At 51.7% G+C, this 18,419-nt stretch carries 13 protein-coding genes; 8 read left to right on the top strand and 5 right to left on the bottom strand.

Annotated elements, in window-relative coordinates:
- Positions 1–59 precede the first annotated feature (59 nt).
- The 3 genes from dksA to thpR all read right to left on the bottom strand — a co-directional run bounded on the left by dksA (position 60) and on the right by thpR (position 1,937).
- Positions 60–515, bottom strand: coding sequence for an RNA polymerase-binding protein DksA (dksA, locus tag DES37_RS10730; protein WP_036106071.1), 456 nt, complete (start codon positions 513–515; stop codon positions 60–62).
- Positions 516–693: 178 nt separating this feature from the next.
- On the bottom strand, positions 694–1,398 hold the full coding sequence (gene sfsA / locus DES37_RS10725; RefSeq protein WP_110025782.1) for a DNA/RNA nuclease SfsA: 705 nt from the start codon (positions 1,396–1,398) through the stop codon (positions 694–696).
- Positions 1,398–1,937 carry an RNA 2',3'-cyclic phosphodiesterase gene (thpR, locus tag DES37_RS10720; protein ID WP_110025781.1) on the bottom strand — a complete coding sequence of 180 codons (540 nt, stop codon included), beginning with the start codon at positions 1,935–1,937 and terminating at the stop codon, positions 1,398–1,400. The genes sfsA and thpR overlap by 1 nt, the downstream gene beginning before the upstream one ends.
- Before the next feature lie 96 nt (positions 1,938–2,033).
- Here thpR and hrpB point away from each other — a divergent pair, with 96 nt between their 5' ends.
- From hrpB to fhuB, 6 genes are all read left to right on the top strand, one after another.
- Positions 2,034–4,481, top strand: coding sequence for an ATP-dependent helicase HrpB (gene hrpB, locus DES37_RS10715; RefSeq protein ID WP_110025780.1), 2,448 nt, complete (start codon positions 2,034–2,036; stop codon positions 4,479–4,481).
- A gap of 100 nt (positions 4,482–4,581) precedes the next feature.
- Complete coding sequence (gene mrcB, locus DES37_RS10710) at positions 4,582–7,131, top strand: bifunctional glycosyl transferase/transpeptidase (RefSeq protein ID WP_110025779.1); 2,550 nt, start codon at positions 4,582–4,584, stop codon at positions 7,129–7,131.
- Positions 7,132–8,435: 1,304 nt separating this feature from the next.
- A complete protein-coding gene (locus tag DES37_RS10700) occupies positions 8,436–10,310 on the top strand; it encodes an autotransporter outer membrane beta-barrel domain-containing protein (RefSeq protein WP_170123757.1) in 1,875 nt (624 codons plus the stop codon).
- Between the two features lie 284 nt (positions 10,311–10,594).
- Positions 10,595–11,395, top strand: coding sequence for a Fe3+-hydroxamate ABC transporter ATP-binding protein FhuC (gene fhuC / locus DES37_RS10695; RefSeq protein ID WP_036106866.1), 801 nt, complete (start codon positions 10,595–10,597; stop codon positions 11,393–11,395).
- Positions 11,395–12,288: a Fe(3+)-hydroxamate ABC transporter substrate-binding protein FhuD gene (fhuD, locus tag DES37_RS10690; protein ID WP_170123756.1), complete on the top strand. Its 894-nt coding sequence runs from the start codon at positions 11,395–11,397 to the stop codon at positions 12,286–12,288. The genes fhuC and fhuD overlap by 1 nt, the downstream gene beginning before the upstream one ends.
- A complete protein-coding gene (gene fhuB, locus DES37_RS10685; RefSeq protein ID WP_110025776.1) occupies positions 12,288–14,267 on the top strand; it encodes a Fe(3+)-hydroxamate ABC transporter permease FhuB in 1,980 nt (659 codons plus the stop codon). The genes fhuD and fhuB overlap by 1 nt, the downstream gene beginning before the upstream one ends.
- A gap of 72 nt (positions 14,268–14,339) precedes the next feature.
- On the opposite strand, the gene hemL is transcribed toward fhuB, so the two are convergent.
- Positions 14,340–15,623, bottom strand: coding sequence for a glutamate-1-semialdehyde 2,1-aminomutase (gene hemL / locus DES37_RS10680; RefSeq protein WP_036106054.1), 1,284 nt, complete (start codon positions 15,621–15,623; stop codon positions 14,340–14,342).
- A gap of 177 nt (positions 15,624–15,800) precedes the next feature.
- On the opposite strand from hemL, the gene clcA reads away from it, so the two are divergent.
- Together clcA and erpA are read left to right on the top strand one after the other, a co-directional pair.
- Positions 15,801–17,222 carry a H(+)/Cl(-) exchange transporter ClcA gene (gene clcA, locus DES37_RS10675; RefSeq protein ID WP_110025775.1) on the top strand — a complete coding sequence of 474 codons (1,422 nt, stop codon included), beginning with the start codon at positions 15,801–15,803 and terminating at the stop codon, positions 17,220–17,222.
- 135 nt (positions 17,223–17,357) lie between these two features.
- Positions 17,358–17,702, top strand: a complete 345-nt coding sequence (erpA, locus tag DES37_RS10670; RefSeq protein WP_036106861.1) for an iron-sulfur cluster insertion protein ErpA — start codon at positions 17,358–17,360, stop codon at positions 17,700–17,702.
- A gap of 82 nt (positions 17,703–17,784) precedes the next feature.
- On the opposite strand, the gene DES37_RS10665 is transcribed toward erpA, so the two are convergent.
- On the bottom strand, positions 17,785–18,408 hold the full coding sequence (locus tag DES37_RS10665; protein ID WP_036106049.1) for a TRIC cation channel family protein: 624 nt from the start codon (positions 18,406–18,408) through the stop codon (positions 17,785–17,787).
- Between the last annotated feature and the right edge of the window lie 11 nt (positions 18,409–18,419).

The raw sequence follows: 18,419 nt of genomic DNA, 5'->3' as shown, positions 1-18,419 counted from the left end.
GTGGGAAGTTGCTTCGGCGGGAAGACCCGCCGAAGAAAAGGAGAATTACCGCGGGCGGATTAACCAGCCATTTGTTTTTCGCGGATTTCTGCCAGTGTTTTGCAGTCAATGCATAAGTCAGCGGTAGGACGAGCTTCCAGACGGCGAATGCCAATTTCAACACCACAGGATTCGCAGTAGCCGAAATCTTCGTCTTCCACTTTCTTAAGCGTTTTTTCGATTTTTTTGATCAGCTTACGTTCACGGTCACGGTTACGCAGTTCAAGGCTGAACTCTTCTTCCTGGGCTGCACGGTCAACCGGATCCGGGAAGTTTGCTGCCTCATCCTGCATGTGTGTTACGGTACGGTCTACTTCATCCCTGAGCTGATTACGCCATGCTTCAAGAATGCGCCTGAAGTGCGCTAATTGGGCGTCGTTCATATACTCTTCGCCCGGTTTTTCTTGATATGGTTCCACCCCAGCGATGGCGAGAATACTCAGGGACGATGTTTTACGGTTTTGCCCTTCTTGCATGTTGCTTCTCCTTAACACGCACTATCGATCCCCTGTCGGGGGAAAATCAGGTCGCTATAAATAACAGAAGCTTTTCCGGATAGCAATTATATAAACACACCTCTTGACAACCCTGTGAGGAAAAGCGTATTCACGCGCGCAGCATTTATCCAACAACATACTGACACGAAACAATCTGTTAGACCACAACATTGAGCGGGCGGTTCAGTACCATTTTTTCAGGGCTGATTGAGGCCCCCCAGGCATAAACCTCTACGCCGCTGTGCAGTGCTTTTTTGAGCAACTGCGCATAGGCCGCATCAATGTGGCTGGCGGGAGAAACACACGTAATGGCAGTGTGTAACGCCGCAAACAGTAATACCGCGCGTTCCCCCTGTTCCGCAATTGCTATCAGTTCACGCAAATGCTTTTGACCACGGGTTGTCACTGCATCAGGAAAATAGCCCTGACCCTCGTCCGAGAGCGTGACAGACTTAACTTCAATATAGCAGTTAACCTGTTTACATGCCTGTAACATAAAGTCGCACCGGCTGTTTTCGTGCCCATATTTTACTTCACGCTTAATATTTTCATAGCCAGTTAAGGCCGGAATACACCCAGCCCGCAAGGCTTCTTCTGTGAGTTGATTGGCACGCTGTGTGTTAACACAAATAACAGCGCCACTGCGGGTTTCTGTCAGTTCCCAGGTGCAGGCATACTTCCTTTTCGGGTTATCCGAGGTGGAATACCAGACTTTGTCGCCCGGGCTGCCGCACCCGGTCATTGCGCCGGTATTGGGGCAATGCAGTGTCAGGGCTTCTCCCTGCTCAGTAATAACATCAGCCAGAAAACGTTTGTAACGGCGCACCAGGGTGGCGGAATGTAATACAGGGGAAAAATCCATTAACTCTCCGGTTGCTCAAGAGGAAATTCAGCCAGTGGGGTATAGCGTGTGCGGCCCCGGGCGAATTGCGACTCGTAGAGTGCAAAACTGCTGACAGTGAAAGACCAGCGAAAACCAGGTGCAGGAAGCCGGGCATCGCGAACTGCGTTGCGCCACAGTGTGATATGCGGATGGAATGGCTGCGGGCTTTGGTAGCAGCCATTACGCGCGGCTTGTGCTCGCAGCATATCAGCCAGTGACAGTAACCCGCGCGCCGGGCTGCGTGTCCCCAGCCAAATCACCTGTGAGCGCACCCACAGCCCAGCGTCATCCAGTGTCAGAGCAAAAGCACCCTGGCGAATTCTGCGGGCCAGTTGCATCAATACTTGTTGTTTCTCAGAGGTAACATCACCTAAAAAGGCCAGCGTCAGATGAAGGTTTGCTGCTGCAACTGGCCGCCCGGTTGTTTCCGGGAAGTGCGTTGCGCGCCAGTCAATAATTTCCTGTTGCAGGGGGGCTGGCAGGGCAATGGCAAAAAAGAGCCGTTTGGTTTCAGGCATAGTCGTCTGCTGGTGTAGTAAAAGTTACGGGCCGTGCATAATCACAGCTTACAGCCTACAATGCTGCTCTTTTTATGTTAACCCCTGGAGTGCTCTGTGTCGTTATTACCTGTTGCAGAAGTTGTGGATGAGCTGGTTTGTGCGCTGAACTCGGCACCACAGGTTTTGCTGAATGCACCTACCGGTGCAGGTAAATCGACGTGGCTACCGCTGCAACTATTGGCGCATTTTCGTGCTAAAGGGCGGATTATTTTGCTGGAGCCTCGCAGGCTGGCCGCGCGCAATGTCGCGCAGCGTCTTGCTGAGTTGTTGGGTGAAGAGCCGGGAGAGACTGTTGGTTACCGCATGCGGGCACAAACCTGCGTAGGCCCGCGAACCGTGCTGGAAGTCGTAACCGAAGGGATCCTCACTCGCATGATTCAGCAGGATCCTGAGCTTAGTGGCGTGGCGCTGGTCATTCTGGACGAGTTTCACGAGCGCAGCCTCCAGGCCGATATGGCTCTGGCATTGTTGCTGGATGTTCAGGCGGGTTTGCGTGACGACCTGCGGGTACTGATTATGTCGGCAACTCTGGACGACGAACGCCTGAGTGCCTGTTTACCTGATGCGCCGGTGGTGGTTTCGCGTGGGCGTGCTTTTCCCGTCGAACGCCGCTACCAGTCTTTGGCAAGCCATATTCCTTTTGATGTGGCTGTTGCCCGTGCGGTGAACCAGTTATTACGGGAAGAAACAGGTTCTTTGTTATTGTTTTTACCCGGTGTTGGAGAAATTCAGCGTGTGCAGGAGGCGTTGTCATCCCTGGTCAGTGATGATGTGGTGCTGTGCCCTCTGTATGGCGCATTACCGCTGGCGGAACAGCGCAAAGCGATTCTTCCCGCTGGTGATGGGTTTAGAAAGGTGGTGCTGGCAACCAATATTGCTGAAACCAGCCTGACGATTGAAGGTATCCGGCTGGTGGTGGACAGCGCTCAGGAGCGCGCAGCCAGGTTTGATATCCGTACCGGGTTAACCCGCCTGGAAACGCTGCGCATTAGTCAGGCTTCCATGACACAACGCGCTGGCCGCGCCGGGCGGCTTGAGCCGGGTATCTGTGTCCATTTGACCAGTAAAGAACAGGCAGACAGAGCACCACTACAAAGTGAACCTGATATCCTGCACAGCGAAATGAGTGGGCTGTTGCTGGAGCTTGCACAATGGGGCTGCCATGATGTTACAGCACTTACCTGGCTGGATACGCCTCCACAGGCAGCAGTAGCCGCAGCGCAAGCCTTACTACAACAGCTGGGTGTTATGGATGCGCAGTGGCGCCTCACTGAGCTGGGGCGCCAGGTTGCCGCCTTTGGTATTGAGCCGCGTGCCGGTGTAATGCTGGCTAACGCTCGGGATGCTGATGAGCGCGCGACTGCGGCAAAACTGGTCGCAATTATAGAAGAGCCGCCAAGAAACAGTGACGGTGATTTGCATGCTTTGCTGTACCGCAATATGCCTCAGTGGAACCAACGCGCCCGGCAATTGTTACAGCGTATCCACAAAAAAGCACCAACGGGTGAAGTGAACAGCCAGTGTGCAACCCGGTTGTTGGCTTTGGCTTATGCTGACCGTATTGCCCGGCGCCGGGGGCAGAGTGGGCGCTATCAACTGGCGAATGGTATGGGTGCCATGCTGAACCAGGATAATGCGCTGCACCGCTATGACTGGCTGATCGCTGTGAGCTTGTTACAGGGCAACCAGTCACCCGATGCCCGTATCCTGCTGGCACTGCCGCTGGATATTGACGCTGTGCAGGCAGAAATGGGGCACCTGGTTGCTGTGCGCGACAGCGTTGAATGGCATGAAGATCAGGGAACATTGCGTGCAATTCGCCGTTGGCAAATTGGTGAGCTGGTGGTGAAGAGCCAGCCACTTGCCAAACCGTCTCAGGCGGATATGACTCAGGCGATTTTGAATGGCATACGTGATAAAGGCTTGTCTGCCCTGAACTGGACAGAAGCATCACAACAAATGCGGGTGCGAATTGCCTGTGCGGCGAACTGGTTACCTGAGTACAACTGGCCTTGTGTGGCTGATAGTGCATTATTGGCAACTATCGACACCTGGCTGGCGCCTGAAATTCAACAGGTTAGCTCTCGGCAGGCTTTGCAGAATGTGGATTTAGTTAAAGCTCTTTGCAATTTACTGGACTGGTCATTACGCCAACGTCTGGATAGTGAGCTACCAACTCATTACACTGTGCCCACCGGGAGTCGGGTTGCCATTCGTTATTTTAGCGATAAACCCCCCATACTCTCGGTAAGAATGCAGGAAATGTATGGCGAGGCCGTGACCCCGTGTATTGCACAGAACCGTGTTCCGCTAACGCTGGAGCTGCTTTCACCGGCAATGCGCCCGTTACAGGTAACCAGTGATCTGGGTGGGTTCTGGCAAGGGGCGTATCGGGAGGTTCAAAAAGAGATGAAAGGGCGTTATCCCAAACATCTCTGGCCGGACTCACCCGCGACAACTGCACCGACCCGCAGGACGAAAAAGTACCAGCCGCCAGTCTGAATCAGGCGGTTATCTGTTTTTTTGAGAGATTTCTTGTTTCAGAATTGGCGCAAGCAATGAGAATCAAACGCCTGCGCCTGGCGTTTTTTGGAGAAAAAGCATGGCGGGGAATGACCGCGAACCAATCGGACGTAAACCCAAATCTGGCCGTCCTTCAAAACCGAAAGCAAGCCGTCGCGGGCATCGTGATGATGATTACGATGACGACTACGACGATTACGACGATGAGTATGAGGACGAAGACGAGGAGCCCATGCCGAGTAAACGGAAAGGTAAGAAAAAGAGCCCACCCGGCAAAAAGCGCTGGTTGCTGTGGCTACTGGTAAAACTGTTCATTATTTTTGCAGTGATTGTCGCTGCATATGGGGTTTACCTCGACCAGAAAATCCGCAGCCGTATTGACGGGCAGGTCTGGCAATTACCGGCAGCCGTTTACGGCCGCATGGTAAGCCTGGAACCGGATATGCCGACCAGCAAAAAAGAGATGATCAATTTGCTGGAAGCAACCCAATACCGCCAGGTGACGCGGATGACGCGTCCTGGTGAGTTTACCGTCCAGGCGAATAGTATTGAGATGATCCGCCGTCCATTTGATTTCCCGGATGGCAAAGAAGGCCAGGTGCGGGCGCGCCTGGTGTTTGATGGTGACCACCTTGATTCCATCCAGAATATGGACAATGGCCGCAGCTTTGGCCTGTTGCGCCTCGACCCACGTTTGATAACCATGCTTTCTTCGCCTAATGGTGAAGAACGTTTGTTTGTGAAACGCTCAGGTTTCCCTGACTTGCTGGTGGACACGCTGATTGCTACAGAAGACCGGCATTTCTATGAACACGACGGGATAAGCCTGTACTCCATTGGCCGTGCGTTTATCGCGAATATCACCGCCGGTCGTGCCGTTCAGGGTGGGAGTACTCTGACTCAGCAGCTGGTCAAAAACCTGTTTTTATCCAATGAGCGTTCTTTGTGGCGTAAGGCCAATGAAGCCTATATGGCGCTGATTATGGATGCCCGCTACAGCAAAGACCGTATTCTCGAACTCTACCTGAATGAAGTTTACCTGGGGCAGAGTGGCAATAATGAGATTCGCGGTTTCCCGCTTGCCAGCCTGTATTACTTTGGCCGCCCGGTAGAAGAACTGAGCCTGGATCAACAGGCGTTGCTGGTTGGTATGGTGAAAGGGGCGTCATTATATAACCCATGGAGCCGGCCAAAACTGGCCCTGGAACGGCGTAATATCGTATTGCGCTTGTTGCAGGAACAGAAAGTTATTGACCAGGATCTCTACGACACGCTAAGTGCGCGCCCGCTCGGTGTGCAGCCGCGTGGTGGCGTGATTTCGCCACAGCCTGCGTTTATGCAACTGGTTAAACAGGAATTGCAGCAGAAACTTGGCGATAAAATCAAAGACCTTTCCGGGGTGAAAATCTTCACAACGTTTGACCCGGTTTCCCAGGACGCCGCAGAAAAAGCGGTTACCGAAGGGATCCCGCAGTTGCGTAAGCAACGTAAATTGAGCGATCTGGAAACGGCGATGGTTGTCGTTGACCGTTTTACCGGGGAAGTTCGGGCGATTGTCGGTGGGTCTAATCCTCAGTTTGCCGGGTATAACCGTGCACTGCAGGCACGCCGCTCTATTGGTTCTTTGGCAAAACCAGCAACATACCTGACAGCACTGAGCCAGCCTAATCAGTATCGCCTGAATACCTGGATTGCTGATGCGCCTATTACTTTGCGTTTATCCAATGGCCAAACCTGGTCGCCGCAAAACGACGATAAGCGCTTCAGTGGGCAGGTGATGCTGGTGGATGCGCTTACTCGTTCAATGAACGTGCCGACGGTTAACCTGGGTATGACGCTGGGCCTGTCTTCTATTGTTGATACCTGGCAAAAACTGGGTGTCTCCAAAGACCAACTGACGCCAGTGCCCGCGATGTTGCTGGGTGCATTGAACCTTACCCCGATTGAAGTTGCACAGGCTTTCCAGACGATTGCCAGTGGCGGAAACCGGGCGACATTATCCGTATTGCGTTCAGTGATTGGTGAAGATGGTACCGTGTTGTACCAAAGCTTCCCGCAGGCGGAACGGGCTGTGCCGGCTCAGGCTGCCTATCTGACGCTCTACACCATGCAACAGGTGGTTAGCCGTGGTACCGGCCATGCGCTGAGCGTGAAGTTCCCGAAACTGCATTTGGCCGGTAAAACCGGGACTACGAACAATCTGGTGGATAGCTGGTTTGCGGGGATTGATGGCCGTGAGGTCGTGATTACCTGGCTTGGCCGCGATAATAATCAGCCAACACGTTTCTATGGTTCGAGTGGGGCAATGACTCTGTATCAGCGCTATCTTACTAATGAATCGCCAATGCCACTTGATTTGGTACCTCCGGAAGACGTTGTCGACATGAGTGTGGACGATATGGGGCAGTTCCAGTGCAACGGTGGTGGTGTGCGTACATTGCCGGTGTGGACCACCGACCCGTCTGTGTTGTGCCAGCAGTCTCAGCCAATGTCTCAGCAACCACCTGCGGCGGATGGCCAGCAGCAAGGGCAGCCGTCTCAACAACCGCAGCAGCAGCAACAGCCTCAACAACAAGAGAAGAGTGATGGTGTGGCTGGCTGGATAAAAGACATGTTCGGCAGTAATTAACCGTACAGCCCCTGTGAATGGCGTACTGTTTCCCCCTCTTAGCCAGAGGGAAGCAGTCGCCAAACAGGGGCTTTTTTTATCCGCTGAAACGTTCTGAAAACGGATGGCAGAGAAGAGGAGAGGTCAGGGCGTGAACGTTGCCGTTATTCTTAAGCGAACAATCAATTAAGAGATAAAAGGATCTGCCAGGGGAGTTCGAGGAATGTGTCTGTCCTGATTTATGTTAGTGCTGTTGTGTATGCAGACAGAGCCAGAAGGATAAATTCAGGAGCAGGATTAAATCATCAACAAGCCATTTATTAATATTATTGAATGCTTTTATAACCAGCCTGGTAATAATTTTGCCAAGAGAGATATATTTATTATCTTTTGCGTGTGCCTGCTAATAAATATACACCTTTCACTACTATACATATAAAATATGGTGCCTGATACAGAAATAAGTTTCCGTTCAGTTGCGAGATTTCATTATCTCTTATAAGCCTGATGAATTTCTTGTTCGAGAAACGATAGCGTTTTTTATGTATGACAATAGTACATTGCCATGACGCGCTACAAAATCGGGTTGCATGCTCGCGAGAAAACGGTTGCCAGCAATTTTCCTTATCTTCTTAATGATATAACATCCTGTTATTTTAATATAAAGCGGAATTATAGTTCATAAAGTCAGTATTTATTGGTATTTATATTTATTTTTACAATTACTTTCAATATATAAGACTATAAAAGAGGTTTACTGATAGCATTTCTCCTGCTCTGGAGAGTGTAGTGTGTGGCGTACTGAAAACAATGAGGATAAAAGTAATGAAGGTTGCCTGGTTGCTGTTAACCTTCACTATATTAAGAGTGCTTTTCAGATAAGTTTGTTCCTGCAATCAATTGGTATATTTTTTTTAAATATTTTCTGTGTGATCTCCAAAATACCTTCAGTGCTACATATTTTTTATCTATTAAAAATACTTTCTTGCGCTAAATTATTTTTATTAAAACGTAAAAGGTGATTTATGGATTTTCAAGTGAAATATCTTTCATGTTTCGTTCTGTTAGCATCTGAGGGGTTTCCAGTAACGTCGATTGCATCTTTATCTCAGTATTCTCAAAACAGTGGTAATGTAGGTTCAGATGAAGTCGTTGAAGACATTATTCTTGAATTTACTAACATGCAGACGGTATATGGAACTGCGGTTAATACAACTATTTACAATAATAGTGTTCAGTTTGTTAAAGGTGGTGGGGTAACAAATAAAGTAACCATTAATGATGCCGGTGAATTATATTTACTCGGTTCTGGGTCAGAAATAACAGTGAATGATAATGGTAAGGTATTCCTTAATGGTGAAGCATCTACTGTGGTTCTGAACGGTGAGTCCCAAATGTTTATTGATGGGTGGATGACACAGGCATCAAATGTGACTTTGAATAATCATGCGCGCCAGTATGTTTCTAATGATGGGCAGGCTACCGGAGTGGTCCTTAACGATTACTCCACCCAGGTTATTGAAAGTGGTGGGCAGGCAACTAATGTAACCCTGAACAATAATGCTGAGGTGTTCGTTCATAATAGTGGGAAAACAGTAAATACAACCATAAATGGTGGCGCAGTTTATCTCGGGCAGGGCTCTCTGGCTGGCGGTAAAACTGAAATCAATGCGGCGGGTAAAATGAAGATGTCTGTCGGTTCCCGTGCAACTGATGTTCACGTTAACGGAGGGGTGCTCTCTATTTCTACTATCACAGACCCTGATGCTCAAAACCCTTTAGACCCAGGTACCCCAGTGCAGGTAGATAAGCTCACCATGAATGGCGGCAATGTTTTGTTTATGCAAGATGTGGAGGATGGTTATGCATCGCTGCATATCTCTGAGCTGAATGGTACCGGAAGCTTTTTCTTTAATTCGTCTCTTGCTGAACGCCATTCTAATTTTTTGACCATTGAACAGGGTTCAGGAACATTTGGTGTCGCTGTTTCAGACTCAGGTAAGGAAATAACCGATCACACCGATCTGACGGTTAACCTTATCCACGACCAGGGCGGCGAAATTGATTTCGCCATGGTCACAGCGAACGGCCGCAGCACCGGTGCGGTTGATGGCGGTACCTATATGTACACGCTCTACAGCGGGCAGGATAAAGACGGGCTGAACGGCGGTAATGTCTGGTACCTGGGCGCGATGACTGATGAGCCCGATGGCGGGGAAAACCCCGGCGGAGGTGAAAACCCGGGTGGAGATGAAACCCCCGGCGGTGGCGGAAACCTTGTTACCACGCCATCCACAGACGCCATACTGAGCATGGCTACGGCAGGCCTGAATGTGATGCGCGGCGAGCTGGAGGCATTGCGCGCATACCGTAACAGCCAGCGTGCTGAACACCGTCATGGTGAAGGTAACGTCTGGGGCCACTACCTGGGTAAAAAAAGTGCCGTCGAGACCAGCAACGGCGCCGCTTACAAACTGCACCAGAATGGCATTGAACTGGGTGGCGATATCACCACCGGCTTTGGCAGGGGTAACCTGGTTACCGGTGCATTTATGACGCTCTCCGGCAACAGGGTGAACCACGCACGCGGCGGGAAAAGTAAGGTCGACAGTTATGGCCTGGGTGCATATTCCACCTGGTATGACAACAGGGGTTTCTACGTTGATGGCGCGGTGAAGGCAAACCGCCTGGAAAGCTCGCTGAATGCGCAAATGACCAACGGTAACAGCACCACCGGCAACTGGCACCAGTACGGTATCAGCACGGCGCTGGAAGGCGGGTACACCATTAAACCGGGTGCGCTCTTCTCTGTTGAGCCGTTTATGCGCACCACCGCCACGCACATTAACAGCGCAAACGTTGGGTTGACCAATGGTATGAAGGCTGAAACCGGTAAAGCCCGCTCCCTGACGGCGGAAGCCGGTACGCGGCTGGGGGCAACATTCTCTCTTGGCAAAACTGAGTTCGCGCCTTATATGCATCTTGGGGTTGAGCAGGAGTTTGTTAAATCGAACCGGACAACAGTCAACGGTGTAAACCGCTTTGGTAACAACCTGAATGGTACGGCGGGTAAATACGGCGCGGGGATGTCGGCGAAATTAGCGGATAACGTCGCACTGTATGGTGAATTCAGCTACCGGCAGGGCAGCTATATTGAAGAGCCGGTTCAGGGAGTGGCGGGTATTCGTATCGGGTTATAACATACATGTCAGGGGCCTGCCGGCCCCTGATATGATGGCAGCAAAGAAAGATATCTCTGTCTCGCAGTGAAGGTTCCACTTCTGCTTTGCATTAACAACCCGCCATTCAGGCTTGCTTCATGCCGCCCAGTTCGCATATTATTCATCGATTATAATAATTATTCTCGTTTACGTTCCTGTTTCCACCTGCCGGGATCGTAATATTCAACGGGAATTCATTATGTTACCGGGTGCTGCTGCACCGGTTTTTTCAATTCACACACCGCCAGGGCGACGTTGGCACCATGCAGGATACACAGAACACTACAACTCCTATCACTTTCCGCCTTGATAATGTTACGTTTCGGGTACCCGGGCGTACATTACTTCACCCTCTGAGTCTGGCTTTTCCTGAAGGTAAAGTTACCGGCCTGATAGGCCACAATGGCTCTGGAAAATCAACATTGTTGAAAATGTTAGGGCGCCACCAAACACCGAGTGAAGGGCAAATAACACTGGGTAATGCGCCACTGGAAACATGGAACAGTAAAGCCTGTGCGCGGCGTGTTGCATATTTGCCACAACAGTTACCAGCAGCGGAAGGGATGACCGTTCGGGAACTGGTTGCTATTGGGCGTTACCCCTGGCATGGCGCATTAGGGCGCTTTAGTGCCGAAGACCGGCAACATGTTGAAGACGCAATTGCCCTGGTTGGCTTGAAACCCTTTGCTCAACGCCTGGTAGACAGCTTGTCTGGTGGTGAACGCCAGCGGGCATGGATAGCGATGATGGTGGCGCAAAACAGCCAGTGTTTGCTGCTTGATGAACCCACCTCTGCGCTGGATATTGCTCACCAGGTTGAAGTGCTGGCACTGATTCACCGGCTCAGTGAACAACGTGGTTTAACCGTGATTGCGGTGCTGCATGATATCAATATGGCGGCCAGGTATTGCGACTATTTAGTCGCACTGCGCGGTGGGCAGATGATTGCTCAGGGGGAACCTGAACACATCATGCAACCTGAAACGCTGTCCATGATCTACGGTATTCCTATGGGAACCTTGTCTCACCCGGCGGGTGGTGCGCCAGTGAGTTTTGTTTGCTGATGAAATCTTTATCGCCTTCTTTATCCCGCCGTCAGTTACTCACGCTAATGGCTTCATCGCCGTTATGGTTGAAATCGCAGAATGCACTGGCGGCACGAATCAATCCGCACCGTGTTGCCGCACTGGAGTGGCTGCCGGTTGAGTTGTTGATTGCACTGGGTGTTACCCCTTACGGTGTGGCGGATATTCCCAATTATCGCCGTTGGGTCAATGAGCCGTCATTGCCAGACTCGGTGATTGATTTAGGGTTACGTACTGAGCCGAACCTTGAATTACTGGCAAGTATAAAACCGTCACTGATTGTCTGGTCTGCTGGTTATGGCCCGGCAGCGACGAAGCTGGCCCGTATTGCTCCCGGGCAGGGTTTCACCTTCACCGATGGTAAACGCCCTCTGGATATGGCTCGCCACTCTTTAGTGCAAATGGCTGAGTTGCTCGATATGCAACAGGCGGCGCAAACCCACCTCAAGGAATACGATCAGTTTATCGATGGCCTGAAACCGGGCTTTGCGCACCGGGGGAAACGCCCGGTATTACTGATGAGTTTGCTTGAGTCCCACCACGCTTTAGTGCTGGGTAATAACAGCTTATTCCAACAAGTGATGGACCCACTGGGTATTGAAAATGCCTGGCATGGTGAGATGACTTTCTGGGGCAGTGCGATTGTTGGTATTGAACGCCTGGCTGATATCCGCGATGCGGACGTATTGTGTTTCGGGCATGGTGACGATGCCACAGAACAGGCCATTATCAATACGCCTTTATGGCAGTCGATGCCCTTTGTGCGCCAGAACCGCTTTCATCGTGTTCCGGCTGTCTGGTTTTATGGTGCCACACTCTCAGCCATGCATTTTGGTCGTGTTCTGAGCCAAACGCTGGGGGAGAAAAAGTGATGCGTACTGTGCATATTTCACTTGGCGTGTTTGCTGCCATTCTGCTGTGTGGCACAGGGCTGACTGTGTTTAATTTACAGTCTTTATTGCCCTTTACTTACTGGTCTGCCGCATTCTGGTCGCCCTCATTTGATGCAGTCAACCAGATGTTATTCCACTACAGCGCATTACCTCGCCTGGTGATGTCGCTGATGGTCGGTGCCGGGTTGGGGCTGGTTGGGGTGTTATTCCAGCAGGTGCTGCGCAACCCACTGGCTGAACCCACCACATTAGGGGTGGCGACCGGGGCGCAATTGGGCATTACGGTGTCCACCTTGTGGGTTTTACCTGGTGGGGTGCTGGCTCAGCAATTTTCCGCACTGTTTGGTGCCTGCGTGGTGGGCGGGCTGGTCTTTGGCGTTGCCTGGGGCAAACGCCTGTCACCTGTTACGCTCATTCTTGCCGGGTTGGTGGTCAGCCTGTATTGCGGTGCGGTGAACCAGCTCCTGGTGATTTTTCACCATGACCAGTTACAAAGCATGTTTTTGTGGAGCACGGGCGCATTGAATCAGACGGACTGGCTGGGGGTTACCCGGTTATGGCCGGTACTGGTTTTCGGTGTACTGATGACCGTGCTCTTGCTACGCCCATTAACTTTGTTGGGGCTGGATGATGGCGTTGCCCGTAATTTGGGGCTGATGTTGTCACTGGCTCGTTTTGCCACGCTTATCCTGGCGATAGGCATCAGTGCAATGCTGGTCAACGCGGTAGGAATTATTGGCTTTATTGGGCTGTTTGCTCCGCTCCTGGCAAAACTGTTGGGTGCTCGCAGGCTGACCAGCCGTTTGTTGCTTGCCCCGGTCATTGGCGCGCTGATTCTGTGGCTATCTGACCAGGTCGTTGTGTTATTGACCCGGGAGTGGCGTGAAATCTCAACCGGTACCATTACGTCGTTAATTGGTGCGCCATTGTTATTATGGTTGCTGCCGCGCCTGCGTTCACTGAACGCACCCTCTTTGGCTCAGGGCGACAGTGTGACTCCGGAGCGCCAGCATGTGGTGTGGTTCGTTCTGGTTGGCGCAGGCATCTTGTTATTACTGGCGGGGGTGGCGTTATCACTGGGGCGCGACAGCCATGGTTGGTTCTTTGCCACCGGGCATGAGCTGGACTCGCTGCTGTTCTGGCGCTGGCCGCGAGTGCTGTCTGCCCTGAGTGCCGGGTGTATGCTGGCGGTCGCCGGGTGCATTATTCAGCGCCTCACGGGGAATGGCATGGCAAGCCCGGAGGTTCTGGGTATCAGCTCCGGGGCTGCATTCGGCGTAGTGTTAATGCTGTTCTTTGTTCCCGGTGATGCGTTTGCCTGGTTGCTGCCCGCCGGGTGCCTGGGGGCTGCGGCTACACTGGTGGTGATTTTGTTGGTGGCCGGCAAAGGCGGGTTTTCTCCGCAACGCATGCTACTGGCCGGGATGGCGCTCAGTACCGCATTTACTATGCTACTGATGATGCTACAGGCCAGTGGTGATCCGCGTATGGCACAGGTTCTGACCTGGCTTTCTGGTTCAACTTATAATGTTTCTGCAGAGCAGGCCATCCGGGCAACTGTCATCATGGTTGTGCTTCTGGCTATTACGCCACTGTGCAGGCGCTGGTTGACTGTACTCCCGCTGGGAAGTGAAATGTCGCGCTCGGTAGGGCTGGCTCTGACACCAGTGCGCATTGGTTTATTGTTGTTAGCCGCCGCACTGACTGCCGCCGCAACGCTGACTATCGGGCCACTAAGTTTTGTTGGGCTGATGGCCCCACATATCACCCGTATGATGGGGTTTCGCAGAACATTCCCGCAACTGGTCATTGCAGCGCTGTTAGGTGGGTTGTTGATGATGTCTGCTGACTGGCTGGGCCGGATGTTATTGTTCCCATACCAGGTACCTGCCGGGTTGCTCGCCACTTTTATTGGCGCACCCTATTTTGTTTACTTGTTGCGTAAGCAAACACACTGACTTGTGAGGCGGCCAGCTCAGTGAGCCTGGCCGCCTTTACACGCTTACTTTATTGTTTACCTGAGTCTGGTATCAGGCGAGTTGCGCAAATACATTACGGGCAACATCAATCGTGGCGTTAATGTCTTCCGGTGTGTGAGCCACAGACATAAAACCAGCTTCAAATGCAGACGGCGCCAGGTAAACCCCGCCTTCAAGCATCAGGTGGAAGAAGCGTTTAAACCGCTCAACATCACAGGCCATAACATCCTGGTAGCAGGTGACAGCGGGCGCATCGGTGAAGAACAAGCCAAACATGCCTCCCACATGGTTTACCACGAAAGGAATTCCAGCCTGGTCTGCGGCTTCTTTGAGGCCTTCAGCCAGTTGTGTGGTTAAGGCGTCCAGCGTGGCATGTACACCGGGTTGCGCTACTTCGGTCAGGCAGGCATAACCAGCCGCCATTGCAATTGGGTTACCGGAAAGGGTACCGGCCTGGTACACCGGGCCAGTTGGCGCCAGTGCTTCCATGATTTCTCGCCGCCCACCAAATGCACCTACCGGCATACCGCCACCAATGATTTTACCCAGGCAGGTTAAGTCTGGTTCAACATTGTAGTAAGACTGAGCGCCCGCCAGTGCGACACGGAAACCCGTCATCACCTCATCAATTATCAGCAATGCACCAAACTCATCGCACAGTGCGCGCAGGCCTGGTAAAAACTCAGGCAGAGGCGGAACACAGTTCATATTGCCAGCGACAGGCTCAACAATAATGCAGGCGATCTCTTCCGGGTATTGTTCGAATGTCGCACGTACTGAATCCAGCGAGTTATAAGTGCAGGTCAGTGTATGGCGGGCAAAATCAGCCGGCACACCAGGGGAATTAGGCTGCCCGAGGGTGAGTGCGCCTGAGCCTGCTTTCACCAGCAGGCAGTCTGCGTGGCCATGATAACAACCTTCAAACTTGATTAGCTTGTCGCGTCCGGTGTACCCTCGTGCAAGGCGGATAGCACTCATAGTTGCTTCCGTACCTGAGTTGACCATACGAACCATATCCATGGTTGGCACTAACTCAGTCACCAGTTGCGCCATCTTAACTTCCATTTCAGTTGGTGCACCAAAGCTCAATCCACGTTGAGCGGCTTCGATCACCGCATTACGGATAGCCGGGTGATTATGGCCAAGCACCATTGGCCCCCAGGAACCCACGTAGTCAATATAGGCTTTGCCATCGGCGTCGTAGAGTCTGGCCCCGTCAGCACGTTCGATAAATAGCGGTACGCCGCCGACGCCTGTAAATGCGCGGACGGGGGAATTGACGCCACCAGGGATCAATTCTCTGGCGGTGGCATACAAGTTTTCTGACTTACTCATCAATGGACTCCTGAGGGGTATATGTAAGCGTGCGGGTCATTCTAAGTGATTCGGTAAACGTTATGAAAGTTTTGCCCGATTGAAACAACACATTATGTATTGATTTCGGACAGGACTAACCCGAGCGGGGCAGGTAGAATGCTGCCTCATTTGTATTACTAATCGCACTGATAACTCATGAAACCTGAAACACCTTCTTTTGAAGCACAGCAGATTATTCGGTTACGGCGTGGCGACATGGTTCGTCGGCTGGTAAGGCGAGACAAAACGCCACTGGCAGTTCTTATTATGGCCGCTGTTGTAGGAACCCTGGCAGGTCTTGCCGGAGTAGGTTTTGAGAAAGCTGTTAATTGGGTATTACATTACCGAATGAGCATGCTACTCAACTTTGCTGATTCCCATTTTTTGGTGTGGCCGCTGGCATTTATTGCCTCTGCACTACTGGCAATGGTGGGGTATTGGCTGGTTCGCCGTTTTGCCCAGGAAGCGGGTGGTTCAGGCATTCCGGAAATTGAAGGTGCGCTGGAGGAGTTACGCCCGGTCCGCTGGTGGCGAGTTATTCCAGTGAAGTTCATTGGTGGGATGGGCACCCTTGGGGCCGGTATGGTGCTTGGGCGTGAAGGGCCAACCGTGCAACTGGGAGGGAATATCGGGCGTATGGTGCTCGATATATTTCGTATTCGTGGTGCGGAATCCCGCCATACATTGCTGGCAACCGGGGCGGCTGCCGGGCTGTCTGCGGCGTTTAATGCGCCACTGGCAGGCATATTATTCATTATTGAAGAGATGCGCCCACAATTTCGCTACAGCCTGATTTCTATTAAGGCTGTGTTTATTGGTGTGATTATGTCCACGATTGTTTTCCGTTACTTCAATGGTGAAGTATCGGTGATAGAAGTGGGCAAGCTCAGCGTGGCGCCAGTCAATACGTTATGGCTGTATCTGATCCTCGGTATGATTTTTGGGATTGTCGGCCCGATTTTTAACTCACTCATTTTTCGTACCCAGGATATGTTCCAACGCCTGCACGGCGGCGAGACCAAAAAATGGGTACTGATCGGTGGGATTTTGGGTGGTATATGCGGGGTTTTAGGGTTTATTGAACCGGAAGCTGCTGGTGGTGGCTTTAATTTAATCCCTATTGCTGCAGCCGGGAACTATGCGGTAGGGACACTGTTATTTATCTTTATTGCGCGCATTATTACTACCTTGCTGTGTTTTAGTTCTGGTGCACCTGGCGGGATTTTTGCACCGATGCTTGCGTTGGGCACACTTTTTGGCACCGCATACGGTATGGCCTGTACTGCCTGGTTCCCCGGGTATCACCTGGAAGCAGGTACATTTGCTATTGCAGGAATGGGGGCGCTGTTTGCTGCTTCTGTGCGTGCGCCGTTGACTGGTATCGTTCTGGTACTGGAAATGACCGATAATTATCAGCTCATTTTGCCAATGATTATCACCTGTCTCGGCGCTACGCTATTAGCACAATTCTTAGGCGGAAAACCGCTGTATTCTTCTATTCTGGGGCGTACATTAGCCAAACAGGATGCGCAGCAGAAAACCGCTCAACCCCAGGCCGCTTCGCTGGAGAATACTTGAACGATTCACCAGGGTATTAGATAATCACCAATAAGTACTGGCGCAGGGCAGGTGTATCCACCGGGTATTGTGTTGTCTGGCAGGCCTGTTTGTGGGCATGCCTTGCGTGAGTTGTTTCTTCGTTGGGAGCAGAAAATGAGTGATGATGTCGCGTTGCCGTTGCAGTTTACTGATGCAGCCGCTAATAAAGTAAAAAGTCTGATCGCGGATGAAGAGAACCCGAATCTGAAGTTGCGTGTATATATTACTGGCGGTGGTTGCAGTGGATTCCAGTATGGCTTCACCTTTGATGATCAAATTAACGAAGGTGATATGACCATCGAAAAACAGGGTGTGGCACTGGTTGTTGACCCAATGAGCCTGCAGTATTTGGTAGGTGGAGCAGTAGACTATACCGAAGGGCTTGAAGGTTCCCGTTTTGTGGTGAATAACCCCAATGCGAAAAGCACCTGTGGCTGTGGTTCTTCTTTCAGTATCTGACCAGCCCTTTGTGATGTTTCGCCTGGCGCCGTGCAAATGCACGGCGTCGTCGTTTTGGCCGGGCGGTGCTATGGCTTGTGCGTCAGTGCGTTCTGTCATCCAGTGCAAAGGTGGGTAGCTTCAGGTGCCAGCGAATTGCGGCCAGGCGAATAACCAGCGTGATTACCATGCCTGCCATACTGGCGATTTCAAGTGGTACGCCAAAAGCGTAGTAGGCGGTCGCATGGACAATCCCGCCAACAATACAGGCTGTTGCATAGATTTCCGTTCTGAGGATCATCGGGACTTCCCGGGCCAGAACATCACGAATAATCCCACCACCGACACCTGTTACCACCCCCATACAAATGGCAACCAGCGGGCCGGTATCGGCAGCAAAAGCCTTATTCACCCCAATTCCGACAAAAACAGCCAGGCCAACGGCGTCGAGCACCGGCAGGATCCACTTAGGTAAGCGGCGGGGCTGGCGAACTAACAAAATAGTCAGCATACAGGTCACCATCGCAACGACCAGGTCAGTTGGGTCCTTTACCCAAAAAACGGGTCCGTTATTCAGGGCCATATCCCGTATCGTGCCACCGCCAATAGCGGTTACCACCCCAAGCACCAGCACACCAAAAGGGTCCATACGCAGCTTGCCCGCTAACAAAACACCTGAAATAGCAAAAACAGCTGTGCCGATGATATCCAGCCAGTACACCAACATGGTCTTCCTCT

Origin of the sequence: Mangrovibacter plantisponsor (genome assembly GCF_003182475.1) — a bacterium.
Taxonomy (GTDB): Bacteria; Pseudomonadota; Gammaproteobacteria; order Enterobacterales; family Enterobacteriaceae; genus Mangrovibacter; species Mangrovibacter plantisponsor.
The sequence above is the reverse complement of the archived record's forward strand: the minus strand, read 5'-3'. Positions and strand labels throughout refer to the sequence as shown.